Below are 24,609 nucleotides of genomic sequence, written 5' to 3' on the forward strand. Positions count from 1 at the left end.
GCTCATAAGAAGGCACACGTGTGATACCAGGGGTAGAAATGACCGATCAGGAAACGCTCAGCCAGGCAGAAGTTATCTGCCAGTCGCTCAGGGAGGAGGACGATGGCGTCAGGCGTGAAGTCCTTGCTCACGCCGGTAGCCGCTGGGCATTGGGCATCCTGCATGCCCTGGGTGTGTACGGTGCAATGCGTCATGCCGAGATAAAACGACAGATGACGGGTGTGACTCAGCGCATGTTGACCAAGACGCTTCGTGCCATGGAGCGCGATGGTTTGTTGGTTCGGCGCGAGTTCGGTGAAATTCCTCCCCGCGTCGAGTACGAGCTGACGCCGCTGGGCAGGGAGCTTTTGATTCGCATGTCGCCTATCTGGACCTGGGTGGTGGAAAACGTAGAGGACTTTCGCAAGGCTCGGCGTATTTTCGACAGTCAGGAAGGCAAAAAACCGGCATGGCAGGTTCCCACGCCGGTTCCCGATGCGCCTCGGTAAGCGCTACTTCTCGATGAAGGCTTTGCAAGTGTACGCCTCGATCCACCCCTAGCTGTACGGGGCGCAGCGCGCCATAACCCCCTACTGTCGCAGGCACATCACCACCGCTTGGATGCCGCGCCATGTTCATGTCTACCAGCCTGTTATCAGCCTTCGTGCTGTTCGCTTTTGTCTCTTCGATCACCCCAGGGCCCAACAACACCATGTTGCTGGCCTCAGGCGTGAATTTCGGCTTTCGCCGTTCGATGCCCCATGCGCTGGGGATCAGTATCGGCTTCATGCTGTTGGTGATCTGTGTGGGGCTGGGCTTGGGCGAGGTGTTCAAGCTGTTCCCGTGGGCCTATACGCTGTTGCGGTATGTCGGCGCCGCGTATTTGTTGTACCTGGCGTGGAAGATTGCCAATGCCGGCGGCATGTCTGATAACCCGGATGAACATGGCAAGCCGATGACCTTCCTCGGTGCGGCGGCCTTCCAGTGGGTCAACCCCAAGGCGTGGATCATGGCGCTGGGGGCGATCACTACCTACACGCCGGCCGAGGGTTATGTCACCAATGTGCTGGTGATCGCCCTGGTGTTTGCGGTGGTCAATTTGCCGAGCGTGTGTGTATGGGTGGGGTGTGGCAGCGGCTTGTGCAACTTGCTGCGTAAGCCGCGCTGGTTGCGGATGTTCAACTGGTCCATGGCCGGGCTGTTGGTGTTGTCGCTGTATCCGATGCTGTTTGTGGGCTGAGTAAGTAACCACGATGCGAAGCGAGCCGCTTTTGATCTTGCTCTTGATCTGAAGCGCCCCGTTAGACCCTGCCGTCAGGGCGGAACCCTAAGTGGCCGTTACCGCAGGAATGGATATGCACACAATCCAACTGTGTTGCCTGCCGGGCCGCCTTCGCGAGCAAGCCCGCTCCCACAGTTTGATCGCGGGGTGTCAGGTAGATAGATGTCGGCTGGCAGGCCGCCATCGCAGGCAAGCCAGCTCCCACAGTTGGATCGTGGGGCGTAAGGTAGATCGGCTTCGGGTATCAGGCCGTCACGGGAGCAAGCTCCCTCGCCACGTTGATACGGGATTAGACCGGCGAGATGGTCGCCAACATGCCGATGCCAATGGTCAATACCAAAAAGCCGAACAGGAAAATTGCCATCTTGGTCATAAGGCCTCCGAGGGGAAGGGGACGACAGGAGTGTCGGGATGGGGCTATTGTCCGCCTCAAGCGGTTTTCAATACAGGCGCAGATCGAAAAGAAAAAACCGTATCAGATCACCGCGCAGCGCCTGGGCCGTGGCTTTTCAAGCGAACAATTTTTATCAAGATCAGTGCAATGGCCGCTGCCAGCCTCGAGCGTCACCTGAGACAGGCACTGCATTTGCCCCTAAGATAGCGCCCACTGCACAACAATAAGCGTGGGCCGACCCTCGATGGAAAGACGCCAGTTCAGCGGTGGCATGCAAGGCAAGAACCTGCGCTACCTCAGTGATAATCCCCAGCAATCGACCTCGGTCACCCGTGTCGGTTTTTTGCTGCTCGAACACTTCTCCTTGCCGGCCTTCACCCAGACCCTCGACACGCTGGTGACCGCCAACCTGTTGCGCCCTGATCTGTTCGCTACGCGCACTTTCGGGTGGGGCGAGGGCGAAGTCATCAGCGACTTGGGCCTGATCATTCGCCCGGATGCGAACCTGATGCTGGCGAGCTTGCAGGACTTGGACCTGTTGGTGATCTGCGGTGGTTTTCGCACCGAACTCAAGGCCAGCGAGCCATTTATCCAATGGCTGCGCAGTGCGGGTGAAGCGGGCGTGCGCCTCGCCGGTTTGTGGAACGGCTCGTGGTTCCTCGGGCGTGCGGGGCTGTTGCAGGGTTACCGCTGCGCCATCCATCCCGAACATCGGCCGGCACTGGCCGAAGTGTCCAAGGCGGCGCAGGTCACCAGCGAACCCTATGTGATCGACCGCGACCGCCTCACCGCGTCCAGCCCCTCGGGGGCTTTCCATATGGCCCTGGACTGGATCAAGAGCCTGCATGGCAAAGCCTTGGTCGAAGGCATCGAAGATATCCTGGCGTTCGAAGAGTCGCGCTACCGCCGCATCAAACCCACCGAAAACATCTGTGTCAGCGCGCCGTTGCGCGAGGTGGTGAAGTTGATGGACGCCAACCTCGAAGAACCCCTGGAACTCGATCAACTCGCCGTCTACGCCGGCCGTTCCCGCCGCCAGTTGGAGCGCCTGTTCAAAGAACAACTGGGTACCACGCCGCAGCGCTACTACATGGAACTGCGCGTCACTGAGGCGCGACGCCTGTTGCAGCACACCGAGTTATCCCAGGTGGATGTGCTGGTGGCGTGCGGGTTTGTCTCGCCGAGCCATTTCAGCAAATGCTACAGCGCGTATTTCGGCTATCGCCCCTCCAAGGAGAAGCGGTTGGTCAAGTAGCAGGTCGAGCCCTGGGCGATACAGACTCTGCGGTGCTTCATGGGCTGCGAGGCGATCCCTTCGCAGCCTCGCTGGGGCTCGACAGTTCCCACATTGGGTTCTCGGTATTCTCAGAATCGCTCCAGGCGGTAGAGGTGCAATTGCGGCACCCGCTCACCCGCAGCAAGCTGCCCAACCCACTCGGCCGTCACCGCCGCTTGTGTCAGTCCCAAATGCTGGTGACCAAATGCAAGCAGCACTTTGCCTTCGCACACCCGGTCAATGATCGGCAGCGAGTCGGGCAGGGAAGGGCGAAACCCCATCCAGGGCGTGGCTTCGCTGTCGCTCAAGTCGTGTTGGAACAGCCCTTTGCTCAACCGGTGCAACTGCCAGGCCCGTTGCATATTGGCCGGGCGGTCGAGGCCGGCGAATTCGACCGTGCCGGCCAGGCGCAGGCCACCGGTCATGGGCGTCATGATGAATTTGCGCTCCAGTGAAGTGACCGCGAAGGGCAGGCGCTGTTGTTCGTGGGGCAGCATCAGGTGGTAACCGCGTTCGGTGTCCAGCGGCACTTGTTTGCCGGTGAGAGCTGCGGTGAGTTTGGCCGAGTGGGCGCCGCAGGCAATCAGCACTTGCTGCGCTGTCAGTACGCCTTGGTCGGTCATCAGGGAAACGCCGCTAGCCTCCAGCCGTCCGTCCAGAACGCGCTGCTGAAGAAATTGCACCCCCTCAGCCTTGGCCGCATTCACCAGTTCGCCAACCACCGTGTACGGGTCCAGAAAGTGTCCGGTAGCGGGGAAGAACAACCCGCCTTGTATGGCGTCGCTCAGTTGCGGCGCAGCCTTGCGCACCGCATCGCCGCTCCAGAAGTCCACGGCGACACCTTGCTGGGTCATGCGGTGCTGCACTGCATCCAGCGCTGCGCGGGATTCGGCGCGCTCAAACACCAATAGCGAACCGTCTTCACGCAGCAATTGCGTTTGACCCATCGATTGCAGCAAGCGTTGCCACGCGCCCAGGCTACCTTCGTTCAGCGCGCGAAGGCCTGCCACGGTGCGCTGGTAACGCGCTGGTCGCAGGTTGAGCAACAGGCGGATAAACCAGGGCAGGGCGCGGGGCAGGTAGGTCCAGTCCAGGCGCAGCGGGCCCATGGGGTCCAGGAGCATGGCGGGCAAGCGCTTGAGGATCGACAGGTCGGCGATGGGAAACACCTGTTCCGTCGCCAGGTGGCCGGCGTTGCCGTAGGAGGCACCCATGCCGGGTGCCTGCGCGTCTACCACGACGACTCGCCGGCCTTGGCGTGCCAACTGCAAGGCGCAGGCGACGCCGATAATGCCGGCGCCGACCACCACGAGGTCTGCTTGATTGGGATCGGCCATGGTTATGCTTCTCGCTGGCCGTCGAGCAGCCGCCGCAGCTGCAGCGGGTTGTCGTGCTGCAGGGCGGCGGGTAGCAAGGCGTCCGGGAAGTCCTGGTAACACACCGGGCGCAGGAATCGCAGGATCGCCGCCGTGCCCACCGAGGTACTGCGCGCATCCGAAGTCGCCGGAAAGGGCCCGCCATGCACCATGGCGTCGCACACTTCTACGCCGGTCGGCCAGCCGTTCACCAGCAGGCGCCCAGCCTTGCGCTCCAGCACTGGCAGCAATGCCCGCGCCTGTGGCAGGTCGTGGTCATCCATGTGCAGGGTTGCGGTGAGTTGACCTTCCAGGTGCTCGGACACCCGGCGCATTTGCTCGACATCACGGCACTGCACCACCAGCGAGGCGGCGCCGAATACTTCGGCTTGCAGGTGTTGATTGTTCAGGAACGCCTCGGCCTGGGTCACGAACAGATGGGCCTGGCCCTGGTTCGGCCCGGTCGCTGCCAAGCCCTTGGCGGCGATGTGAGCGTGCTGGGCCAGGGTCTTCAGGCCGGTTTCGTAAGCGCTGAAGATGCCCGGTGTGAGCATGGTCTGGGACGGGCAACGCGAGAGCCACTCACTGGCAGACTGAATAAAACGGTCCAGAGCGGCGCCTTGCAGGGCAATCATCAGGCCAGGGTTGGTACAGAACTGGCCGGCGCCTTGGGTCAGCGACGCGACGAATCCTTCGGCCAAGGCTTCGCTCCGAGCTTCAAGCGCAGCAGGAAACAGGTACACCGGGTTGATCGAGCTCATTTCCGCGTACACCGGGATCGGCTCCGGGCGTGCCTGCGCCGCTTGGCACAGGGCGATACCGCCACTGCGCGACCCCGTGAAGCCTACGGCCTTGATGCGCGGGTCGCGCACCAATGCGATACCCACCTCGTTACCCGCGCCGTAGAGCAGTGAAAACACACCCTCCGACAAGCCACACTCTTTAACCGCCTGGGCGATGGCGCGCCCCACCAGCTCGCTGGTGCCGGGGTGCGCGTTATGCGCCTTGACGATCACCGGGCAACCGGCGGCAAGGGCCGATGCGGTATCGCCGCCCGCCACGGAGAAGGCCAGAGGGAAGTTGCTGGCACCGAACACGGCTACCGGACCCAGGGCGATATGGCGCTGGCGCAGGTCGGCACGGGGCATGGGTTGGCGCTGGGGCTGTGCGGTATCGACGCGCACGTCGAGCCATTCGCCCAGGCGCACGGTGCAGGCAAAAGCGCGCAGTTGCCCGCAGGTACGGCCGCGTTCACCTTCAATGCGTGCGCGAGGCAAGCCGGTTTCGGCGCAGGCGCGTTCGATCAACTCATCGCCCAGGGCTTCGATGTGGGTGGCGATGGTTTCAAGCAACGCGGCGCGAGCTGCCAAGGTGGTTTCGCGGTAAGCGTCGAACGCGAGCCAAGCCAGTGCGCAGGCCTGTTCGACGTGCTGCTCATCCCCGCCAGCGTAGGCGGGTTCCAGTGGGGTGTTGGTAGCGGGGTTGATCGCCCGGATCGCATCGCGATGGCCGCAAACCGATTGCTGACCGATCAGCATCTTGCCTGTCAGAGTCATGGGGGCATCCAGAAAAACAGAGGAGTGTTGTAGGCGCGAGCTTATGTGGCGAGCAAGCTTGCTTGCGCTGGGGTGCGAAGCGCCCCCAATAAACGCCGGAGACTGCTGCGCAGTCAGCGGGAGCAAGCTCCCTCGCCACAGCAAGCTCGCTCCTACACAAAATCAAACGACGTTCTGTTCGGCCGACCAGTTGGCATACCACTGGCGGAACAGCGCGTACTGCTGCTCGGCATACCGGCGCTGGGCAGCGCTGAGCCCGTCGGTTTCGTTGAAATGCAGGGCGTAACCCTGGTCGCCGTTGAGCACCATCAAATGCTTGTAATACAGCACCAGGTCGCAGCCCTCGTCGAACGATGACAACACCGCCAGTGCAGCTTCCAGCTCGCGGGCCTGGCGACGCGCCTTGGCATCGCCCTTGGCGGCTTTTTTGCTCAGCGCCACCAGTTGCAGCACCTCGCGCGGCAGTGCATTGCCGATGCCGGTGATAGCGCCGGTGGCGTTGCAGTTGACGAAGCCGTGTACCACCTGGGTGTCGACGCCGACCATCAGGGTCACATCATCATCCTGGGAGGTGATGTTTTCGGCAGCGTAGCGCAGGTCGGCGGCGCCGCCGAACTCCTTGAAGCCGATCAGGTTCGGGTGCTCGCGGCGCAGTTCGAAGAACAAATCAGCGCGGGTGGCGAAACCGTAGTAGGGGCTGTTGTAGATCACCGCCGGCAGGTTGGGAGCGGCGTTGAGGATCGCTGCAAAATGGGCCTTTTGCGCAGTGGCCGAAGCCCCTCGGGACAGCACGCGGGGAATCACCATCAAACCATCGGCGCCGACTTTGGCGGCATGGGCTGCGTGGGATACGGCTTCACGGCTGTTCACCGCCCCCGTACCGACGATGGTCGGCACACCCGCAGCCACCAGGCGCGCCACGCCTTCCTGGCGCTGGGCCTCGGTGAGCAGCGGCCAGTCGCCCATGGAGCCGCAATACACCACGGCACTCATGCCGATGTCGATCAGCTCGCGGCCCTTGGCCACCAGTGCGTCGAAGTCCGGTTGGCGCTCGGCGGTGCAAGGGGTCATCAGGGCGGGCATGCAGCCGGTGAAGATGTTGTCGCTCATGGTGCTAACTCCGGTTTCAGTTGAATGAATAATGGGCTCAGATGCCCCAGGCAAACGGGTCTTGTTCGTCGATCAGCAAGGTGCTGTCGGCGGTCATGTAGGCGCGGCCGGTGATGAATGGGCGTACGCGTTCGCCGTCCCATTCATAGCGGCCCAGGAACTGGCTGCCGGTGATGCTGGCTTGTACCCAGGGTTCTCCTGCGGCCAGTTTTGCGTCGGCGGCCAGGCAGGCGAGCTTGGCGCTGGTGCCGGTGCCGCAGGGGGAGCGGTCATAGGCTTTGCCGGGGCACATCACGAAGTTGCGGCTGTCGGCGTGGGCGTCGTCGGCGAACAATTCGATATGGTCGATCAGCGCACCGTCTGCGCCACGGATGCCTTGGGCTTCGAGGGCCTTGAGCATGGCCCAGGTGTAGTCGGTCAGGGCCTCCACGTTATCCATCTGCAACTCAAGGCCGTGGTCCGACACCAGGAAGAACCAGTTGCCGCCCCAGGCGATGTCGCCCAGCACCACGCCATGCCCAGGCACATCAACCGGCACCTGCTTGCGGTAGCGGTAAGCGGGTACATTGCGCAGGGTCACGCTGCCGTCTTCGTGCAAGGTGGCCGCGACCGGGCCGACCGGCGTGTCAAGGCTGTGCACGCCCGGTTGGATCAGCCCCAGGTGATGCAGCGAGGCAACCAGGCCGATGGTGCCGTGGCCGCACATGCCGAGGTAGCCGGCGTTGTTGAAGAAGATCACCCCGCAGGTCGCCCCCGGCGTAACCGGCGCGCAGTACAGCGCGCCCACCAGCACATCGTTGCCCCGTGGCTCCAGCAGGCAGGCGCGGCGCCATTGATCGTGGTGGGTGCGCAGGTGGTCCAGTTGATCGGCGATCGAAGCACCCGCCAGTTCGGGAAAGCCGTTCATGACCAGGCGTGTAGGTTCACCGCCGGTGTGTGAGTCAATCACATGCAGTCGTTTCATAAGGCGCTCCATCAGTGGGTAGTCGGGGACAGTGGGGCGCTGTAGTGCGCGTCGCTGACGACTTCGCTTTCGTCCTCTTCCTGCTCCAGGCGTACCAAGTGGGCGGGTACGCCGGTGGCGGCGCCCCAGTAGTAAATGCCCAGGGCGCAGGCCGCCACCACCAGGGTGTCAAACGGGTGGCTGATCACACCAATACCGCCAAAGCTGCCGAGCTTGGAGAGCAGGATGGTCACGGCGTAGAAGCCGATCAGCCAGGCCGAGGAGCGTACTTGTTGCTTGAGGTTCAGGTGCGCGGTCGGCACCCAGCGCGCGCACAGCAGGTACACCACAAACATCAGGATTTGCAGGCCCAATAGCCAGGACACCGTGCTCCAGCCCGACCAGTAGACGATCAACGCAGCGATGATGAATGACAGCGGGCCCAGCACCGCCATGCCCTTGACCCGAAACGGGCGCGCCATGTCGGGTGCATTGCGGCGCAGGGCGGCGACTGTCACCGGGGCCACGGCATAACTGAGGATCAGGGCGGCGGACACCACGTTGATCAGCGCTTCCCAGGACGGGAACGGCAAGGTCCAGAACACCGACAAGCCAAAGGTCAGCCACAGCGCCGGGCGCGGGATGCCGGACTTTTCATCGATGCGCGTGAATATCTTGAAGAAGGTGCCAGTCTGCGCCCAGCCATACACCACGCGCGGGGTGGCGTTCATGTAGATATTGCCGCAGCCGCTGGGGGAGATCACCGCATCGGCCACCACCAGGTAGGCCAGCCAGCCCACGCCCAGCGCCAGGGCGATGTCGCGATAGGGCAGGGCCAGTTCCTTGCTGATGCCGGCCCAGCCATTGGCGAGCATTTCGGTAGGCACGCCGCCGAGGAACGCGGTTTGCAGCAGCACATAGATGGCCGTAGACAACAGTACCGAGAGGATCAGGGCGATGGGGATGGTGCGCTGTGGGTTTTTCACTTCGCTGGCCACCGAAATGATCGGCGTCAGGCCCAGGTAGGCAAAGATCACCCCGCCTGCCGACACGGCCATCTCGATGCCCGACAAGCCGAACGGTGCAAAGCCATGCACCTGGAAGTTCTCAGGCTTGAAGAAGGTGAACAGCACGCCGATCACCAGCAACGGCACGATGAACTTGAATACGCTCACCAGGTTATTGGCGATGGCAAAGGTCTTCACGCTGCGGTAATTGAGCACAAAGAACAGGCACAGCAATGCAAATTGCACCAGCCAGCCCAGGGTGGTGGGGTCGCTGGAGCCGGCCTTGGTCAACTGGGGAAACCAGGCTGCCGCATATTGGCGCGAGGCTACCACTTCAATCGCCACCAGGCTGGAAAACGCGATCAGCGTGATAAAACCCATCAGGTACCCGAGCAGCGGGCCATGGGAGTACACCGGGTAGCGCACCACGCCGCCAGCGCGGGGCAGGGCGGCGCCCAGTTCGCAGTAGACAATGCCCAGCAACAGCACGGCGAAACCGCCCAGCAGCCAGGAAAAAATCCCCGCCGGGCCTGCGATGGCAGACACGTGACTGGCGGCGAACAACCAACCCGATCCGAAGATGGCTCCCAACCCGATAAAGGTGAGGTCCATCAGTGACAGCTGTTTCTTGAACTTGCCTTGGCCTGACATAGCGGCGCCTTTTTGTGAGTTATTGGATAGGCATGCAGTGGCGCTATCCTGAACCCATCAGGCAGGCTGACGATTGATGTTTTGCGCAGGGATGGATGACGAATTCAGCACAATTTGCCGCGCTCGACAGCGCTCGCCCCATGCCTCAATCTGCTGGCTGTCGACGAATAAAGGGGCTGAGAAAGTCATGTTGCAAAGCGCGTTCGCGAGCCTTTTCCAAGGCAGCCGACCCCACAGCATCGAGCAGCTATTAAGCGGAGTAGAGCAGTTGCTGCCGATGCTTGATGTACTGCCCAATGCTGCGATTTTCATCAAGGACATCGACGCTCGCTACGTGCTCGCCAACCGCACCCTGGTGCAACGCTGCGGCCTCAAACAACTGCAACCGCTGCTGGGCAAGACCAGCGCCGAAGTGTTTCCCGCACAATTGGGCCCCGGCTATACCGAACAGGACCGTCGTGTGCTGAGGCAGGGCCTGGTGTTGGAAGATCAACTCGAATTGCACCTCTACGGCACCCGCGAACCCGGCTGGTGCCTGACCCACAAGTGGCCGCTGTACAACCAACTCGGCGCGATCATTGGCCTGGCCGGAATTTCGGTGGACTTGCAGTCTGCCAGCGAAACCCACCCGGCCTATCAGCGCCTGGCGGCGGTGGACGAACACATCCGCAGCCACTTCAACCGCCGCGTCACCCTGGGGGAATTGACCCGCATCGCCGGGATTTCCGTGGCGCAACTGGAGCGCTACTGCAAGCGCGTGTTTCACCTCACGCCTCGGCAAATGATCCAGAAAGTCCGGCTGGAACATGCCCGGCGGTTGTTGCATACCGAGCTGCCAATTACCGAGGTGGCGCTGCAATGCGGGTACACCGATCACAGCGCGTTTACCCGGCAGTTCAAATCTTCAACCGGGTTCACCCCGAGGCAGTACCGGCAAGCGACGCAAGGCAGCAGGCCAGATGAAAATCTAATGTGGGAGGGGGCTTGCCCCCGATAGCAGTGTGTCAGTCAGGATATTTTTATCTGATCCACCGCCATCGGGGGCAAGCCCCCTCCCACATTTGGATGAAGCCAAGTCGATGCAACGAATGGCGCCCACGCCCCTCATATGCTTACACCGACCCTTTTCACCACGACAGGTACCGAGCTTATGACCGCGGCGAACAACGACCATGTGAACTGGCTGGTGCAACATTCCATGCTCCACGCAGCGCGGCAGCGGGCCAAGCTTTATTCGGGGCAAGGCCGCTTGTGGCAGCAGCCCTATGCACAGACCCGGCCGCGTGACGCTTCAGCCTTGTCGTCGGTGTGGTTCACGGCCTACCCCGCGTCGATTGTCACCCGCGAAGGCGGCACCGTGCTGGAAGCGTTGGGGGACGAAACCCTGTGGCATACCCTGTCCAAAATCGGTATCCAGGGCATTCACAACGGCCCGTTGAAGAAGTCCGGTGGCTTGTCTGGCACCGAGCACACCCCGACCATCGACGGCAATTTCGACCGCATCAGCTTCGACATCGACCCGCAACTGGGCACCGAGGCACAATTGCAGGCTTTGACGCGCATGGCTGCCGCGCACAATGCGGTGATCATCGACGATGTGATCCCGTCGCACACCGGCAAGGGCGCGGACTTTCGTCTGGCAGAAATGGCCTATGAGGACTATCCCGGCCTGTACCACATGGTCGAAATCCGCGAGGAAGACTGGCCGTTGCTGCCCGACGTGGCCGCCGGGCGCGATGCACACAACCTCAGCCCCTCCCAGGTAGACGCACTGCGCGACAAGCACTACATCGTCGGTCAATTGCAGCGGGTGATTTTCTTCGAGCCCGGCGTCAAAGAAACCGACTGGAGCGCCACTCCGGTGGTGCTCGGCGTAGATGGCAAGCCGCGGCGCTGGGTGTACCTGCATTACTTCAAGGAAGGCCAGCCGTCGCTCAACTGGCTCGACCCTTCGTTTGCTGCGCAGCAGATGATCATCGGTGATGCGCTGCACGCCATTGATGTGATGGGCGCGAAAATCCTGCGCCTGGACGCCAACGGCTTTCTCGGCGTGGAGCGCAAGCTCGATGGCACGGCCTGGTCCGAAAGCCATCCGCTGTCGATCACCGGCAATCAGTTGCTCGGCGGCGCCATTCGCAAGGCGGGCGGGTTCAGTTTTCAGGAACTCAACCTCACTGTGGACGACATCGCGTCCATGTCCCACGGCGGCGCTGACCTATCTTATGACTTCATCACCCGGCCGGCCTACCAGCATGCATTGCTGATGGGCGACACCGAGTTCCTGCGCCTGATGCTGCACCAGATGCACAGCCTCGGCATCGACCCCGGCTCGCTGATTCACGCGCTACAGAACCACGATGAACTGACCCTGGAGCTGGTGCACTTCTGGACGCTGCACGCCCATGACAGCTTCCTGTTCCAGGGCCAGACCTTCCCCGGCAACATCCTGCGCGAGCATATCCGCGAACAGATGTACGAACGCCTGACCGGTGAGCATGCGCCGTACAACCTCAAGTTCGTCACCAACGGCGTGTCCTGCACCACCGCCAGCATCATCACCGCAGCCCTGGGTATTCGTGACCTGGAGGCGATCACCCCGGCGGATAGCCAGCAGATTCGCCAGATCCATTTGCTGCTGGTGATGTACAATGCCATGCAACCTGGGGTGTTTGCCTTGTCCGGCTGGGACCTGGTGGGCGCGCTGCCGTTGGCGGCCGAAGACGTGGCGCACCTGATGGCCGATGGCGACACACGCTGGATTCACCGTGGCGCCTATGATCTGGTAGACCTGAACCCCGACGCCGAACTGTCAGCTGGGCAAATGCCGCGCTCCAAAAGCCTGTATGGCAGCCTGAACAGCCAACTGCAGGACCCGGAGTCCTTTGCCTCCCAACTGCAAAAAATCCTCGCCGTACGCCGCGCCTACGACATCGCCGCCAGCCGCCAGATCCTGGTGCCGGATGTCGAGCATCCCGGCTTGCTGATCATGGTGCACGAACTACCGGCGGGTAAGGGCACGCAAATCACCGCGCTGAACTTTGGCGCCACGCCGATCACCGAAACCCTGCACCTGCCCAACATCGCACCGGGGCCGGTGGTGGATATCATCAATGAGCGGGTGGAAGGCGATTTGACCGAGGAGGGCGCGTTCACGATTACCCTGGACGCTTATGAAGGGTTGGCGTTGCGGGTGGTGAGCAGCACGCCGATGTAAAGGCGACGAAACGGTAACTGTGGCGAGGGAGCTTGCTCCCGTTGGACTGCGTAGCAGTCCCAGCCTCTTTGAACAAAAGAGCGGGGCGGCTTCGCGCCCCAACGGGAGCAAGCTCCCTCGCCACAGGTTAGTGTTTGGTGGCTAACAGCGCCGTGCCACGCGATCAGTGGTGCTTGTTCTTGTGCTTATGTTTGTTGCCTTTGTGCTTGCCACCACCGGAACGATGACCGCTCTCGTCATCGGCCAGGTTGTTACCCAGCGCGCCACCGGCTGCGCCACCCACGCCGGCGCCGATGGGTGAACCGGTGGTGCCGCCCAGGCGATTGCCAATCAGCGAACCGCCTGCCGAGCCCAAACCGCCGCCAATCGCCGCTTCAGTCTTGTTGCCCTTCTGCGCACCCACTGCACTCCCGGCTGCGCCCCCCACGCCGGCGCCTATGGCCGCACCTGTCGAGCCACCAAGCTGCTGGCCGACCACGTTGCCCAATACACCGCCGACACCGCCTCCCAGCGCCGCCGTACCATCTCCAGCGGCCAGGGCCCCTTGGGTGATCAGAATGCCCAATGCCAGGGCCGGGAATGTCATTTTCATTTTTTTGTACCTCAAGGGCTGTCTCAGGCGCTCACGGGGTAAAGCACGCCTGGCATTTTGATTAGAGCACACGCCATAACACTTGGGCTTGGGTGATCGCCCCTTGCGCAAGAAAAATTTTTTCCAGCCCTCTTGAATTCCTTTTGCGCGTCCATAAATTTTTGATCACGCGATGCCGAATCCGGGTCGTGTACTAAATCACTTGGAGAAACTCAGGAGATTTTAAAATGGCTACTACCCTGTCGTTGGCCCCACTGTTCCGTCAATCGGTGGGCTTTGATCGCTTCAATGACCTGTTCGAGTCGGCGCTGCGCAGCGAGGCTCCGAATTCCTATCCACCTCACAACGTGGAAAAGCACGGTGACGACGCGTACCGCATCGTGATCGCCGTGGCTGGCCTGACCGAGGAGGATCTGGATATCCAGGTCGAGAGGGGTGTATTGACGGTTTCCGGCGGAAAACGCGAAACCGACGATAAGGTCGCTTACCTGCACCAGGGCATTGCCCAACGTGCGTTCCGGTTGTCGTTCCGCTTGGCGGACCATATCGAAGTACGTGGCGCATCCCTGACCAACGGTTTGCTCAACATCGACCTGCTGCGTGAAGTGCCTGAAGAGGCCAAGCCAAAACGCATCATGATTGGTGGTGAGACCAAACCCGAGCTGCGTCAGGTCAGCTTGCAGTAAAACAATCGGCGGTAAAAAGGCGCTCTACGGAGCGCCTTTTTTGTGCGCGCTGCAAACGCAGGCCGGCTAAGCCTGGGTATTGGGTGCAAACAACCGCCTGGCCTCGGCAAAACACTTCTCTGCAATGACCGAGCGCGGTTCGGTCTTGCGCATCACCATGCCCAGGGGCGCAAGGACGCTGGCATCCGGCAGGTGGATAAACGCCAGGTTCTCGATGGGGCTTTCCAGGCCGCTGTCCAACGGCATGATCGCGCAACAGAAGCCTTCGTGGATGGCCTGGAACAGTTGAAAGGTGGAGTCGCTTTCCAGAATCGGCTGGGGATCGAGACCGCGGCTGCGGAAACTCAAGTCGATGGATTTTCGGTAGTGCATGCCATTGCTGATCATCCCCAGGGGCAGTTGGGCGGCTTCTTCCCAGCTCATCTGTGTGCCTTCGAAGTGGAAGTGGCGGGTGTCGTACAGCAGGCCGACGCGGGTTTCGCCCAGCTCGAAAAACTCCAGGTAATTGGGGCTGACGTGGTCCAGGTAGCACACGCCCAGGTCCAGTTGGTTGGTGCCCAAGGCTTCGATGATTTTGTCCGAACTCATGGAGGTGAGGCTGAACTTGAGTTCCGGGAAGCTGTGGGACAAACCCTGGATAAAGCTGATCGGGTTGAAGCCGCTCAGGGGCACCAGGCCCAGGCGCAGGTTACCGACCAACTGGCCGCGGCACGCAGCGGCTTCGGCGAACAGGCCGTCGTGTGCGGCGAGCAGGGTCCTGGCCCAGGCCAATACGCGTTCGCCGGCCTGGGTGAAACCTTCGAAGCGTTGGCCGCGGGTTACCAGCTCCAGGCCCAGTTCTTCCTCCAGGTTGCGCAGGCGCATCGACAGGGTGGGCTGGGTGATGTTGCAGCGCGCGGCGGCCTGACCGAAATGGCGGGTCTGCTCCAGCGCGATCAGGAATTTAAGCTGCTTGATGTCCATGAAGGCACCTGCCTGGAAATAAGTGAACGGTCATGATTGGCGCAAGTGCCTGAAACCCACGGGGTGGAGCCGATGATCGCATTGTAACGACCGGCACGTCCAAGTGCCCTTGCCACCGTGCGGCTGCATTGTTCCATTTTTGAGATGGAGCGGCCCGTTTCAGCCACTACCTAACCCTGAACGCGATGCTTAAGGTGGTCCCACTGTTTTTTTGGGGTGGGCCTGCTGACACACGTCCAGGTCGTTGCCCAAGCGTATCTGTACAGGAAGTACAGGCACGGCCGGGCGCAGTTCCGGCGCACACGCCAGGGAGGTATCGCCAAGCAAGAGGAAATGCAAATGACTGCATCAGGTAACGCTGCAAACTTCAATGGGCAAAAGCCGACGATTGACCCCGCTGACACCGCCATGTTGCTGATTGACCACCAGAGTGGTCTGTTCCAGATCGTCAAGGACATTGATGTTCCTCAATTGCGCGCCAATGCCATCGCGCTGGCCAAGGCCGCGACCCTGCTTAAAATACCGGTCATCACCACCGCCTCGGTGCCGCAAGGCCCCAACGGCCCGTTGATCCCGGAAATCCACGAAGCCGCGCCGCACGCCCAGTACGTGGCCCGCCGTGGCGAAATCAACGCGTGGGACAACCCGCAGTTCCATGCCGCAGTCAAAGCCACCGGCAAAAAGACGTTGGTGATCGCCGGCACCCTGACCAGCGTGTGCCTGGCATTCCCGTCCATTGCGGCGGTGCATGAAGGCTACAAGGTGTTCGCGGTGGTCGATGCCTCGGGTAACCACTCCAGGTTGGCCACCGACCTGACCGTTGCACGCCTGGCCCAGGCCGGCGTAGTGCCGATCGACATCATGGGCACGCTGTCGGAGCTGCAAGGCTCCTGGAACCGTCCGGATGCCCAGGAGTGGGCCAACGTCTACACCCAGGCCATGCCGCACTACCAGCTTCTCATCGAGAGCTATGTCAAGGCTCAGGAAGTGGCAAACAACCACGAAGTACTAGACTCACAGCGCTAGTAAACACGCTGGGTTCTTTACGGGGCGCCCACTCGGGGCGTCACCTTCTTTATCAGGAGTACCACGATGTCTACACCTTACGTTCGCTTGGACAAAGACAACGCCGCTGTGCTGTTGGTCGACCATCAGGCCGGCTTACTGTCATTGGTCCGCGACATTGACCCGGACAAATTCAAGAACAACGTGCTGGCCCTGGCTGACCTGGCCAAGTACTTCAAGTTGCCGACCATCCTGACCACCAGTTTCGAAACCGGCCCCAATGGCCCGCTGGTGCCCGAGCTCAAGGCACTGTTCCCGGATGCGCCGTACATTGCGCGCCCAGGCCAGATCAATGCCTGGGACAACGAAGACTTCGTCAAGGCCATCAAGGCCACCGGCAAGAAGCAATTGATCATTGCCGGCGTCGTGACCGAAGTGTGCGTGGCGTTCCCGGCGCTGTCGGCCCTGGCCGAGGGCTTTGAAGTGTTTGTAGTCACCGACGCCTCCGGCACTTTCAACGAACTGACCCAACAGTCCGCCTGGGCCCGCATGTCGGCCAACGGCGCGCAACTGATGACCTGGTTTGGCCTGGCCTGTGAGCTGCACCGCGACTGGCGCAACGACATCGAGGGCTTGGGGACGTTGTTCTCCAATCACATTCCGGACTACCGCAACCTGTTTACCAGCTACAACGCGTTGACTGAAGGCAAGTAAGCCTGACGCGAGGCTGCCGCTAGCCCTGAGGGGGACGGAAGAGCGCCTATTTCACTGACACCCCTAGGTCCAAATGTGGGAGCTGGCTTGCCTGCGATGGCGGCATTGCGCCCGACGCCTATTTACCTGACACACACGCGATCCAACGGTGGGGTGCCAGGTAAATAGGCGTTGGCTGTCAGACCGTCATCGCAGGCAAGCCAGCTCCCACAGTTGGATGGCGCAGCATCAATGGGATCAGCTTCGACCGTCACGGGAGCAAGATCAGTACCGCTAGAGGGATGACAACACTGTAGTCGTATTTTGTTACTAACCCATGCCCTAAAAATACAGCGCTGTGGCGGCAAAGCGGGACAAAACACCCCCTCGCCATTCAATTTTCATAAAAATGTAACAACCCTGCTTCACAGTTCGGGAGCCCGTCACCACAACGAGTTCCTTTTAATGAAAAGCTTGATGAAGTCCGCAGCACTCGCCGTTACGGTATCCCTGTGTGCCTCCTCCATGGCCTTCGCCGCCGAAAACGTGCGCCTCACCGGCTCTGGCGCCAGCTTCCCTGCACCGATCTACCTCACCTGGTTCAAGGATTTCAGCAAGAAGACCGCTGGCGTCACCGTGGATTACCAGTCCAAGGGCAGCGGCGCAGGTGTGCAGGACTTCCTGAATAAAACCGTCGACTTCGCCGCCAGTGACTCGGCCATGAAAGACGAAGACATCGCCAAGGTCGCCGAGGGCGTGCAACTGCTGCCAATGACCGCCGGTGAAATCGTGCTGGCCTATAACCTGCCGGGCAATCCCAAGGGCCTCAAGCTGCCACGCGATGTTTACTCCAACATCTTCCTGGGCAAGATCACCAAGTGGAACGACCCACAGATCGTCGCCGCCAACCCGGATCTGAAGCTCACCGACACGCCGATCACCGTGGTGGTGCGCGCAGATTCCAGCGGCACCACGGCGGTCTTCACCAAGCACCTGGCCACCATCAACCCTGAATTCAAAACCGCGCTGGGGGAGGGCAACACCGTCAACTGGCCGGCCAGCGACAAATTCATCAAGTCGCCCAAGAACGATGGTGTGACTGCCACCGTACGCCAGACCCCAGGCGCGATTGGCTACATCGAGTACGGCTTCGCCAAACTGGCCAAGGTTGACTTCGCCCAGTTGCAGAACAAGGCCGGCCAGTACGTAGTGCCAAACGCCGAAAGCGGCGCCGAGGCCCTGGCCGCAGTGAAGATGCCGGAAAGCCTGGTGGCCTGGTTGCCGGACCCGGACGGTGCCAAGTCTTACCCGATCACCTCGTACACCTGGATGATCTTCCGCAAGGACAACGGCAACCCTGCCAAGGCCAAGGCCATGCGCGAAATGGTTGAGTACAGCCTGACCGAGGGGCAAAAAATCGCCGACTCGATGGGGTACATCCCGCTGCCGCCATCGGTGGTGGAGCAGGTGCGCAAAGCCTCCGCCAACATTCAGTAACACCCGTGAGGCCGCTCTCGGTGTGGGCTGTTTGCCGCGCCGGGGGCGTTTCCCCCCTGTTCCGGAATTAGCCAATGAACAAACCTTTCGTCGTACCGGTTAACCGGGATTCTGCCTGCCAACCTCCCTCGGCCAAAGACTTCCTGGTCGATCGCACCTTCCGTGGGCTCGCGCGAATCGGGGTGGTACTGATTCTGGCGTTGGTCGCAGCCTTGGTATTCGAGGTGGGACGCAAGGCCTTGCCGGGCATGGAAAAGCACGGGTTCGATGTGCTTTTTGGCAGTGTCTGGGACGTTAACCAGGGCAAGTACGGGATCTTGCCGGCCATTTGGGGCACGCTCTACAGCGCTTTCATCGCGCTGATGATTGCAGGCTTTTTCGGTGTCAGCATGGCGATTTTCCTGACTCAGGATTTTCTGCCGGCCAAGCTGGCCGCGGTGTTTCGCACCATCGTTGAACTGCTCGCGGCCATCCCCAGCGTAGTGTACGGCTTGTGGGGCATCTACGTGGTGATCCCGGCCATTCGGCCACTGACCACCTGGTTGAACAGCGAACTGGGTTGGATACCGTTTTTCGGCACGTCCCTGAGCGGGCCGGGGTTGCTGCCGGCGGCGCTGGTGTTGGCGATCATGATTCTGCCGACGATTGCCGCCGTATCCCAGGACGCGCTCACCAGCGTGCCGATGAAGACCAAGCAGGCCGCCTACGGCATGGGCACCACCCATTGGGAGGCGATTCTCAAGGTGATGGTGCCATCCGCCGCCACCGGTATTTTTGGCTCCCTGGTACTTGGCCTCGGCCGTGCGCTGGGCGAAACCATGGCGCTGGCGATGCTGGTGGGCAACGCCAACAACATTTCCCTGTCGCTGTTCGCGCCGGCCAATACGTTGGCAGCCTTGTTGGCGCTGAACTTCCCCGAAGCCGGGCCCAACGAGGTGGAGGTATTGATGTACGCCGCTCTCGTCTTGATGTTCATCACGCTGCTGGTGAATGTCATCGGTTCCATGATCATGCTCTACGCCCAACGGGGTAACCGATGATGACGAATCTCACATCCCCTATCACCGCTGTACCGAGCCTGCAGCGCAAGTTCGAAGGCCGCGCCTTGCGCAGCCTGGTGTTGACCACATTGGTATGGTTTGGCGCGCTGCTGGCCAGTGTGCCGCTGATTTCCGTGCTCTACATGCTGATCACCCGTGGCGGCGCACGCCTGAGCCTGGAGGTGTTCACCGAACTGCCGCCCACCGGCTTCGAAACAGGCGGCGGTTTCGGCAACGCCATGGCAGGCACCTTTGTGATGGTCGGTATCGCTGCGGCGATTGCGGTGCCGGTCGGCATCATGGCCGCGATCTTCCTGGCCGAACTGGGGCCGGACAGCAAATTGGCCAACGCTGCACGCTTTGCCGCCAAGATGCTCACCGGCTTGCCTTCGATCCTGGCCGGCGTGTTTGCCTATGCCTTGGTGGTGATGACCACCGGCACCTACTCGGCACCGGCAGGCGGCGTAGCCCTGGCGGTACTGATGCTGCCCATCGTGGTGCTGACGGCTGAAGAGTCGATGCGCATGGTGCCCAAGATCATGAAGGACGCTGCCTACGGCATGGGTTGCACCCGCTCGCAGGTGATCTGGAAGATCATCTTGCCGACCGGCCTGCCGGCGATCCTCACCGGCGTAATGCTTGCTGTGGCTCGTGCCGCAGGCGAAACCGCGCCGTTGTTGTTCACCGCGCTGTTCAGCAACTACTGGATCTACCACGACGGCGACCTGGCGGTGATGAACCCCACGGCCTCCCTTGCCGTGCTGATCTACAACTTTTCCGGCATGCCCTTCGACAACCAGCTGGAGCTCGCCTGGGCGGCCTCGTTGGTGTTGGTGATGATCGTGCTGGTCGTGAATATTGTGAGCCGTATCTTCGGCAAGCCTAAGTATTAAGAACGGGAGCATCTGAATCTTGAACGTCTCAACTGCGCAAATAGCCGCTCCGTTTGTTACCCAATCGCCTGTGGTCATGGACTGCAAGCTGGACAGGATTTTCTACGGCAACTTCATGGCAGTGCGTGACAGCCATGTGCCGATCGAGAAAAACAAGATCACCGGTTTCATCGGCCCGTCCGGCTGCGGCAAAAGTACGGTACTGCGCAGCCTCAACCGCATGAACGACCTGGTGAAGGGCTTTCGTTTCGAAGGCCACGTGCATTTCCTGGGGCAGGATGTGTATGGCAAGGGTGTAGACCCGGTGGTGGTACGCCGTTACATCGGCATGGTGTTCCAGCAGCCGAACCCGTTTTCCATGAGCATCTTCGACAACGTCGCCTTCGGCCTGCGCTTGAACCGCTACAAAGGCGACCTGGGCGACCGCGTCAAGCACGCCCTGCAAGGCGCGGCGCTGTGGGATGAAGTCAAGGACAAGCTCAAGGTCAGCGGCCTGTCGCTTTCCGGTGGCCAGCAGCAACGGCTGTGTATTGCCCGCGCTATCGCCACCGAGCCGGAAGTGCTGTTGCTCGACGAGCCGTGCTCGGCACTCGACCCGATTGCGACTCGCCGGGTAGAGGAGCTGATGGTGGAACTGAAGAAGGATTACACCATCGCCCTGGTCACCCACAACATGCAGCAGGCCATCCGCGTGGCGGACACCACGGCGTTTTTCTCGGTGGATATTTCCCAGGGCACGCGTACCGGCTACCTGGTGGAAATGGGCCCGACCGCGCAGATTTTTGGCAGCCCGCGTGAACAGATGACCGAGGATTACATCAGTGGCAAGTTCAGCTGAGTAACTCCATGTTCGATAGAAACCACAGGTGCGCCACCGTCAGCCCAGGAATGCCAATGTCTGCAACGCATCGTCTTGATTTGTCAGCGATTGAACGCGCGCTCCGCAAAGTGCAGAGCCGCTTTGCCGAGCTCAGCACGCAATTTACCGAGCCGCGCGACCCCTTGACCGACGAAGTGCTGCACAACGTGCTTGAAGGCTATGCGCTGGTTGACGACTATGTCGCACGGGGCGTTGACCTGTTTGACCTTCATCATCTGGACCTGATGCTGGAGATCAACGCCACGGTGCTCTGCGGTAGCGACCCGGCGCGCCGCGTGGAATACGCGCAGCACCTGGCCGCCACCGAAGAGCACTTCTTCAACAACGTTGAAGGCGGTATCAAGGACTTGTTCAATTGGTACTGCGCGTATCGCAGTGAATCGGTGTGGAAGCGTGCGGCCGGTGTGTATGTGCGCATCCTCAGCAAGCCGCAGTTGTTCATCGAAGGCAACAACCGCAGTGGTTCGCTGATCGTCAGTTATCTGCTGATGCGGGCCGGGTTGCCACCGTTCGTGCTGACGCTGGAAAATGCCGAGGGTTACTTCAATCCTTCCTCGGTAATCCGCAACTCGGCCAAACATGGGGTCAAGGCGTTGTATGAATTGCCCAAAATCAAGAAAAAGTACGCCGCCTTCCTGGAGGAACAGGCGCCGGATCCCAAGGCGTTTTTCTTGAGCGACGCACCACAGCCTATTTATCAGGGAGGCCATTAATGCGCCGGTATCCAACACTCGCCAGCCGAGCCGTGCAAGCCATCCAGCAGGCGCTTCTCACGCGTGCCGCCAAGCGCCCGCGCGTACGCATCTCCTTTGATATCGACGACACATTGGCTTGCCAGCTCCACCACGCTGACGTCGAGAGCAGCTGGCTACCGGCCTGCGCTCATCGTTGGTGGGGAGAACCGCTGCGTATCGGTACCCGTTCGCTGACGCGGCAGCTGCGGCGCCAGGGTTGCAGTATCTGGGTCTACACCTCATCGGGCAGGGCGCCTTCCTACATCAGGCGTTGGCTGATGCTGTACGGCATTCGTGTCGACGGCGTAGTCAATAGCGAGCGCCATAACCACGCCCTCACGGTGCATGGGCTGTCGAACACCCCCTCGAAATTTCCGCCGGCCTTCGACATTGATTTGCACGTGGATGATTCCGAGGGCGTGCGCCTTGAAGGCAACGACCACGGCTTTCGCGTGGTGGTGGTCGACCCGCAGGATGAGCACTGGGCGCAACGAGTGCTTGAAGCGGTCGCGGGCGTGCAGGCACAACTGGCCCGGCAGCAATTACCCAGGTTCAAGCAGCCTGTATGCCAAGGTGCTGAGGTTTATTCTTCCTGAGTTCCAGTGAAACCTGAACTTATCGAGCCCTTATTGCAGTTCACAACTTGCTATAAGGGTTTGATTTTCTTTGACTCGCCAGTCACGAACAACACAGAACTTCACCTCTTGTTCGTCAAACAGCGCTTATGGCGCTTTTGTCGTCTATCTCCCTAAGTACATACCCTTGTCATCCGATAGTCGGTCACTTTAACGCGGCACTTCTGGGCTAGTGTTGACGAGCTTCCTTAATGGTCAACCTCGATATTAAGCAACGAAGCAGCCTGAACAGAATGCACAACAACAACTTCAATGCATATTGTTTAGCCCGACGCATCAGGTATTACCGTTGACTTTCGGTGTTGATCGCTGGGCTCAAGGAGTACTGACATGGCTATATTCGATTACAAGGGGCAAGATGCCCGCGTCCTGATTTCAGATGCCTGGACCCTCGCCACTTATACCAGTGGTGTAGCGACCGTCGGCGCGCTCTACAATATTCCGGGGCTTGTGCTGGGCGAGGGCAACACCTTCGCGCTGCCCAAGGGCTGGCGTGAGATCGGCGCGAGCGAACTGCAGGTTGATAGCAGTCACACCGACATCACTGGAAGTTTTACCGGCGACGGCGTCTTTGGTTCTCAAGCCAGGGTGTTTGGTCAATACGATGACAGCGGCCAATTAGTCAAAATGGGTTTTTCCATTGCCGGCACCAACTCGCCAATTGATCTGCTGGGTTGGCCGGCGATGATCGATAACTCTTATATCAACGGCTACGACTACCTGCTCAACTCAATCAAGGATTACGCCACCGGCCATAACCTGAGCGGCAAGGATGTTCTGGTCACCGGCTATAGCCAGGGTGGCTCCGTTACCAACAGCATGTATATCGGCAAGGACACTTTGGCAGACGGTTTTTTCAAGGATTCGGACTACTTTGGCATGGAGTCGCCCAAGTCCAGCAACAGCGACGGAATCTTCAACTTCGGTTTTGAAAACGATGTGGTCCACCGCCTCACGGGGCAAGAGACCAACGTGGGCAGCGCCATTATCGATGCGCTTCAAGGCAGTGACGCCAGTTACACTTCGACGACTGACAACATCGTGCTGTTCGACACGATCTACGCGCTGCCAACCTGGCCCAATGGTCCGTTCTCGATTGCCAACCTGTCAGGCTGGGCCGCCCACTTGGAAGGCATTTTCATCAACCCTATCCAGCGTATCGCCCAATCGACCTTCTACGATTACATCGAACGCGACAGCACCATCATCATCAGCAACCTCGACGCCATCAGCCGCAGCTTTACCTGGGTCAGCGACAAACAGACCGCCACCTCCAACCATTACGGCACACCGGCTTTCCTGCTGGGCACCGACAGTTCGGACAAGCTGCAGGACGGCCGCAGCGATGACTTCCTCGACGGGTTCAAGGGTGACGACAGTTTCCGGGTGAGTACCGGTACCGATATCGTCGCCGGCGGTGAGGGCAACGACAAAGTCTTCCTCAAAGGCACTGTGTCTTCCTACGAAGCGGTGAAACTCAGCGATGGCACGTTGTTTCTCAACGACAGCAGCGGCCAATATGGCCTGAAGGAATTGCACGGCGTAGAGCATGTAGAGTTCGAAACCGGCCTGGCCAACAGCCTCGGGCATGTGCCCGTGCTCGGCGGGCTCTTCGGTGGCATCGGCGAGGCCCTCACGCCGGCCTATACGGTGACCAGTGGCAAACTCGACTTCGAAGGCCTGTTCGGCGCCGATAAGGCGTATGCCAGATCCATCGAAGGCAGCCAACTGGCCGACACCCTCAAAGGCACCGCCGCGCGCGACCTGATATTCGGCCAGAACGGCAATGACCGGCTCGAGGGTGGCGCCGGCAATGACCTGCTGCACGGCGGCGACGGCAACGACACGCTACTGGGTGGCACCGGTAACGATTCGCTGTATGGCGCCAACGGCAATGACGTCTTGATCGGCGGGCAGGGTAATGACCAACTCAGCGGTGGCGTGGGCAGCGACCTGTTTGTTTTCGACCAGCGCGGGTTCGGTCACGACGTGATCAGTGACTTCAACATTCATCAGACTGGGAAAGACCTGCTGGTGTTCGCCAAGTCGCTGTTCGCCAGCGCTGATGCTGTGCTCGGTGCGACTACCCAGCATGGAAGTGACAGCGTGATTCTGGCGGGGGACAGCAGTGTCACCTTGGTGGGGTTCAATGCGGCGCAGTTGAGTGCAGAGATGATCAGCGTGGTTTGATGCCGGATCGGTAAAGCTGGTGATAAAACCTCAC

Annotated in this window: 22 protein-coding genes; 15 read left to right on the top strand and 7 right to left on the bottom strand. The window is 60.7% G+C overall.

Annotated features, from left to right (window positions below; translation table 11 throughout):
- The first annotated feature begins 38 nt into the window (after positions 1–38).
- The 3 genes from AC07S6_RS02780 (at position 39) to AC07S6_RS02790 (ending at position 2,910) form a co-directional block, all read left to right on the top strand.
- The gene (locus AC07S6_RS02780) at positions 39–488 is read left to right on the top strand and encodes a winged helix-turn-helix transcriptional regulator (RefSeq protein ID WP_034127533.1); all 450 of its coding nucleotides are present in this window, start codon (positions 39–41) and stop codon (positions 486–488) included.
- A 122-nt stretch (positions 489–610) separates the two neighbouring features.
- On the top strand, positions 611–1,219 hold the full coding sequence (locus AC07S6_RS02785) for a LysE family translocator (RefSeq protein ID WP_495111628.1): 609 nt from the start codon (positions 611–613) through the stop codon (positions 1,217–1,219).
- A 707-nt stretch (positions 1,220–1,926) separates the two neighbouring features.
- Positions 1,927–2,910 carry a GlxA family transcriptional regulator gene (locus AC07S6_RS02790; RefSeq protein WP_495111772.1) on the top strand — a complete coding sequence of 328 codons (984 nt, stop codon included), beginning with the start codon at positions 1,927–1,929 and terminating at the stop codon, positions 2,908–2,910.
- Positions 2,911–3,020: 110 nt separating this feature from the next.
- Here the strand turns inward: AC07S6_RS02790 and AC07S6_RS02795 are convergent, their stop codons facing one another.
- The 5 genes from AC07S6_RS02795 to AC07S6_RS02815 all read right to left on the bottom strand — a co-directional run bounded on the left by AC07S6_RS02795 (position 3,021) and on the right by AC07S6_RS02815 (position 9,553).
- Entirely contained in the window at positions 3,021–4,268 is a 1,248-nt protein-coding gene (locus tag AC07S6_RS02795) for an NAD(P)/FAD-dependent oxidoreductase (RefSeq protein ID WP_495111629.1), read from the bottom strand.
- Positions 4,269–4,270: 2 nt separating this feature from the next.
- Positions 4,271–5,842 carry an aldehyde dehydrogenase (NADP(+)) gene (locus AC07S6_RS02800; RefSeq protein ID WP_495111630.1) on the bottom strand — a complete coding sequence of 524 codons (1,572 nt, stop codon included), beginning with the start codon at positions 5,840–5,842 and terminating at the stop codon, positions 4,271–4,273.
- 162 nt (positions 5,843–6,004) lie between these two features.
- On the bottom strand, positions 6,005–6,952 hold the full coding sequence (locus AC07S6_RS02805) for a dihydrodipicolinate synthase family protein (protein ID WP_495111631.1): 948 nt from the start codon (positions 6,950–6,952) through the stop codon (positions 6,005–6,007).
- A 37-nt stretch (positions 6,953–6,989) separates the two neighbouring features.
- Positions 6,990–7,916: a 4-hydroxyproline epimerase gene (locus AC07S6_RS02810; protein ID WP_103452413.1), complete on the bottom strand. Its 927-nt coding sequence runs from the start codon at positions 7,914–7,916 to the stop codon at positions 6,990–6,992.
- Between the two features lie 11 nt (positions 7,917–7,927).
- The gene (locus tag AC07S6_RS02815; RefSeq protein ID WP_197880620.1) at positions 7,928–9,553 is read right to left on the bottom strand and encodes an APC family permease; all 1,626 of its coding nucleotides are present in this window, start codon (positions 9,551–9,553) and stop codon (positions 7,928–7,930) included.
- 187 nt (positions 9,554–9,740) lie between these two features.
- On the opposite strand from AC07S6_RS02815, the gene AC07S6_RS02820 reads away from it, so the two are divergent.
- Together AC07S6_RS02820 and treS are read left to right on the top strand one after the other, a co-directional pair.
- The gene (locus AC07S6_RS02820) at positions 9,741–10,550 is read left to right on the top strand and encodes a PAS domain-containing protein (RefSeq protein WP_495111632.1); all 810 of its coding nucleotides are present in this window, start codon (positions 9,741–9,743) and stop codon (positions 10,548–10,550) included.
- 153 nt (positions 10,551–10,703) lie between these two features.
- Positions 10,704–12,767 carry a maltose alpha-D-glucosyltransferase gene (gene treS, locus AC07S6_RS02825; RefSeq protein WP_495111633.1) on the top strand — a complete coding sequence of 688 codons (2,064 nt, stop codon included), beginning with the start codon at positions 10,704–10,706 and terminating at the stop codon, positions 12,765–12,767.
- A gap of 163 nt (positions 12,768–12,930) precedes the next feature.
- Here the strand turns inward: treS and AC07S6_RS02830 are convergent, their stop codons facing one another.
- Positions 12,931–13,359 (bottom strand): glycine zipper domain-containing protein, encoded by a 429-nt coding sequence (locus tag AC07S6_RS02830; protein ID WP_495111634.1) that lies wholly within the window; start codon positions 13,357–13,359, stop codon positions 12,931–12,933.
- 227 nt (positions 13,360–13,586) lie between these two features.
- On the opposite strand from AC07S6_RS02830, the gene AC07S6_RS02835 reads away from it, so the two are divergent.
- The gene (locus AC07S6_RS02835) at positions 13,587–14,045 is read left to right on the top strand and encodes an Hsp20 family protein (RefSeq protein WP_014718573.1); all 459 of its coding nucleotides are present in this window, start codon (positions 13,587–13,589) and stop codon (positions 14,043–14,045) included.
- 66 nt (positions 14,046–14,111) lie between these two features.
- Here AC07S6_RS02835 and AC07S6_RS02840 read toward each other — a convergent pair whose 3' ends face one another.
- On the bottom strand, positions 14,112–15,008 hold the full coding sequence (locus AC07S6_RS02840; RefSeq protein WP_495111635.1) for a LysR family transcriptional regulator: 897 nt from the start codon (positions 15,006–15,008) through the stop codon (positions 14,112–14,114).
- Positions 15,009–15,347: 339 nt separating this feature from the next.
- Here AC07S6_RS02840 and AC07S6_RS02845 point away from each other — a divergent pair, with 339 nt between their 5' ends.
- From AC07S6_RS02845 to AC07S6_RS02885, 9 genes are all read left to right on the top strand, one after another.
- The gene (locus tag AC07S6_RS02845) at positions 15,348–16,034 is read left to right on the top strand and encodes an isochorismatase family protein (RefSeq protein WP_057975819.1); all 687 of its coding nucleotides are present in this window, start codon (positions 15,348–15,350) and stop codon (positions 16,032–16,034) included.
- 66 nt (positions 16,035–16,100) lie between these two features.
- Positions 16,101–16,727 (top strand): isochorismate family cysteine hydrolase YcaC, encoded by a 627-nt coding sequence (gene ycaC, locus AC07S6_RS02850; RefSeq protein ID WP_003191542.1) that lies wholly within the window; start codon positions 16,101–16,103, stop codon positions 16,725–16,727.
- Between the two features lie 444 nt (positions 16,728–17,171).
- Positions 17,172–18,203, top strand: a complete 1,032-nt coding sequence (gene pstS / locus AC07S6_RS02855) for a phosphate ABC transporter substrate-binding protein PstS (RefSeq protein WP_089041766.1) — start codon at positions 17,172–17,174, stop codon at positions 18,201–18,203.
- A 74-nt stretch (positions 18,204–18,277) separates the two neighbouring features.
- Positions 18,278–19,243 carry a phosphate ABC transporter permease subunit PstC gene (pstC, locus tag AC07S6_RS02860; protein WP_127881570.1) on the top strand — a complete coding sequence of 322 codons (966 nt, stop codon included), beginning with the start codon at positions 18,278–18,280 and terminating at the stop codon, positions 19,241–19,243.
- Complete coding sequence (gene pstA / locus AC07S6_RS02865) at positions 19,243–20,136, top strand: phosphate ABC transporter permease PstA (protein WP_014718563.1); 894 nt, start codon at positions 19,243–19,245, stop codon at positions 20,134–20,136. The genes pstC and pstA overlap by 1 nt, the downstream gene beginning before the upstream one ends.
- Positions 20,137–20,212: 76 nt before the next feature.
- Entirely contained in the window at positions 20,213–20,974 is a 762-nt protein-coding gene (gene pstB / locus AC07S6_RS02870) for a phosphate ABC transporter ATP-binding protein PstB (protein ID WP_019817112.1), read from the top strand.
- A 56-nt stretch (positions 20,975–21,030) separates the two neighbouring features.
- The gene (locus AC07S6_RS02875) at positions 21,031–21,729 is read left to right on the top strand and encodes a hypothetical protein (protein WP_073521544.1); all 699 of its coding nucleotides are present in this window, start codon (positions 21,031–21,033) and stop codon (positions 21,727–21,729) included.
- Entirely contained in the window at positions 21,729–22,346 is a 618-nt protein-coding gene (locus AC07S6_RS02880) for a hypothetical protein (RefSeq protein ID WP_020302730.1), read from the top strand. Before AC07S6_RS02875 ends, AC07S6_RS02880 begins: the two co-directional genes overlap by 1 nt.
- A gap of 369 nt (positions 22,347–22,715) precedes the next feature.
- Positions 22,716–24,575, top strand: a complete 1,860-nt coding sequence (locus tag AC07S6_RS02885) for a calcium-binding protein (RefSeq protein WP_495111636.1) — start codon at positions 22,716–22,718, stop codon at positions 24,573–24,575.
- Positions 24,576–24,609 lie beyond the last annotated feature (34 nt).

The organism is Pseudomonas sp. GW821-FHT07B01 (assembly GCF_059419065.1).

Excerpts from the sequence above, each read along its gene's own strand:
- pstB (WP_019817112.1), top strand. The coding sequence starts at position 20,213 with ATGGACTGCAAGCTGGACAGGATTTTCTACGGCAACTTCATGGCAGTG.
- AC07S6_RS02815 (WP_197880620.1), bottom strand. The coding sequence starts at position 9,553 with ATGTCAGGCCAAGGCAAGTTCAAGAAACAGCTGTCACTGATGGACCTC.
- AC07S6_RS02830 (WP_495111634.1), bottom strand. The coding sequence starts at position 13,359 with ATGAAAATGACATTCCCGGCCCTGGCATTGGGCATTCTGATCACCCAA.
- AC07S6_RS02880 (WP_020302730.1), top strand. The coding sequence starts at position 21,729 with ATGCGCCGGTATCCAACACTCGCCAGCCGAGCCGTGCAAGCCATCCAG.
- AC07S6_RS02780 (WP_034127533.1), top strand. The coding sequence starts at position 39 with ATGACCGATCAGGAAACGCTCAGCCAGGCAGAAGTTATCTGCCAGTCG.
- pstC (WP_127881570.1), top strand. The coding sequence starts at position 18,278 with ATGAACAAACCTTTCGTCGTACCGGTTAACCGGGATTCTGCCTGCCAA.
- pstS (WP_089041766.1), top strand. The coding sequence starts at position 17,172 with ATGAAAAGCTTGATGAAGTCCGCAGCACTCGCCGTTACGGTATCCCTG.
- AC07S6_RS02785 (WP_495111628.1), top strand. The coding sequence starts at position 611 with ATGTTCATGTCTACCAGCCTGTTATCAGCCTTCGTGCTGTTCGCTTTT.
- AC07S6_RS02820 (WP_495111632.1), top strand. The coding sequence starts at position 9,741 with ATGTTGCAAAGCGCGTTCGCGAGCCTTTTCCAAGGCAGCCGACCCCAC.
- AC07S6_RS02840 (WP_495111635.1), bottom strand. The coding sequence starts at position 15,008 with ATGGACATCAAGCAGCTTAAATTCCTGATCGCGCTGGAGCAGACCCGC.
- AC07S6_RS02845 (WP_057975819.1), top strand. The coding sequence starts at position 15,348 with ATGACTGCATCAGGTAACGCTGCAAACTTCAATGGGCAAAAGCCGACG.
- AC07S6_RS02810 (WP_103452413.1), bottom strand. The coding sequence starts at position 7,916 with ATGAAACGACTGCATGTGATTGACTCACACACCGGCGGTGAACCTACA.
- AC07S6_RS02835 (WP_014718573.1), top strand. The coding sequence starts at position 13,587 with ATGGCTACTACCCTGTCGTTGGCCCCACTGTTCCGTCAATCGGTGGGC.
- treS (WP_495111633.1), top strand. The coding sequence starts at position 10,704 with ATGACCGCGGCGAACAACGACCATGTGAACTGGCTGGTGCAACATTCC.
- pstA (WP_014718563.1), top strand. The coding sequence starts at position 19,243 with ATGACGAATCTCACATCCCCTATCACCGCTGTACCGAGCCTGCAGCGC.
- AC07S6_RS02795 (WP_495111629.1), bottom strand. The coding sequence starts at position 4,268 with ATGGCCGATCCCAATCAAGCAGACCTCGTGGTGGTCGGCGCCGGCATT.
- ycaC (WP_003191542.1), top strand. The coding sequence starts at position 16,101 with ATGTCTACACCTTACGTTCGCTTGGACAAAGACAACGCCGCTGTGCTG.
- AC07S6_RS02800 (WP_495111630.1), bottom strand. The coding sequence starts at position 5,842 with ATGACTCTGACAGGCAAGATGCTGATCGGTCAGCAATCGGTTTGCGGC.
- AC07S6_RS02885 (WP_495111636.1), top strand. The coding sequence starts at position 22,716 with ATGGCTATATTCGATTACAAGGGGCAAGATGCCCGCGTCCTGATTTCA.
- AC07S6_RS02805 (WP_495111631.1), bottom strand. The coding sequence starts at position 6,952 with ATGAGCGACAACATCTTCACCGGCTGCATGCCCGCCCTGATGACCCCT.
- AC07S6_RS02790 (WP_495111772.1), top strand. The coding sequence starts at position 1,927 with ATGCAAGGCAAGAACCTGCGCTACCTCAGTGATAATCCCCAGCAATCG.
- AC07S6_RS02875 (WP_073521544.1), top strand. The coding sequence starts at position 21,031 with ATGTCTGCAACGCATCGTCTTGATTTGTCAGCGATTGAACGCGCGCTC.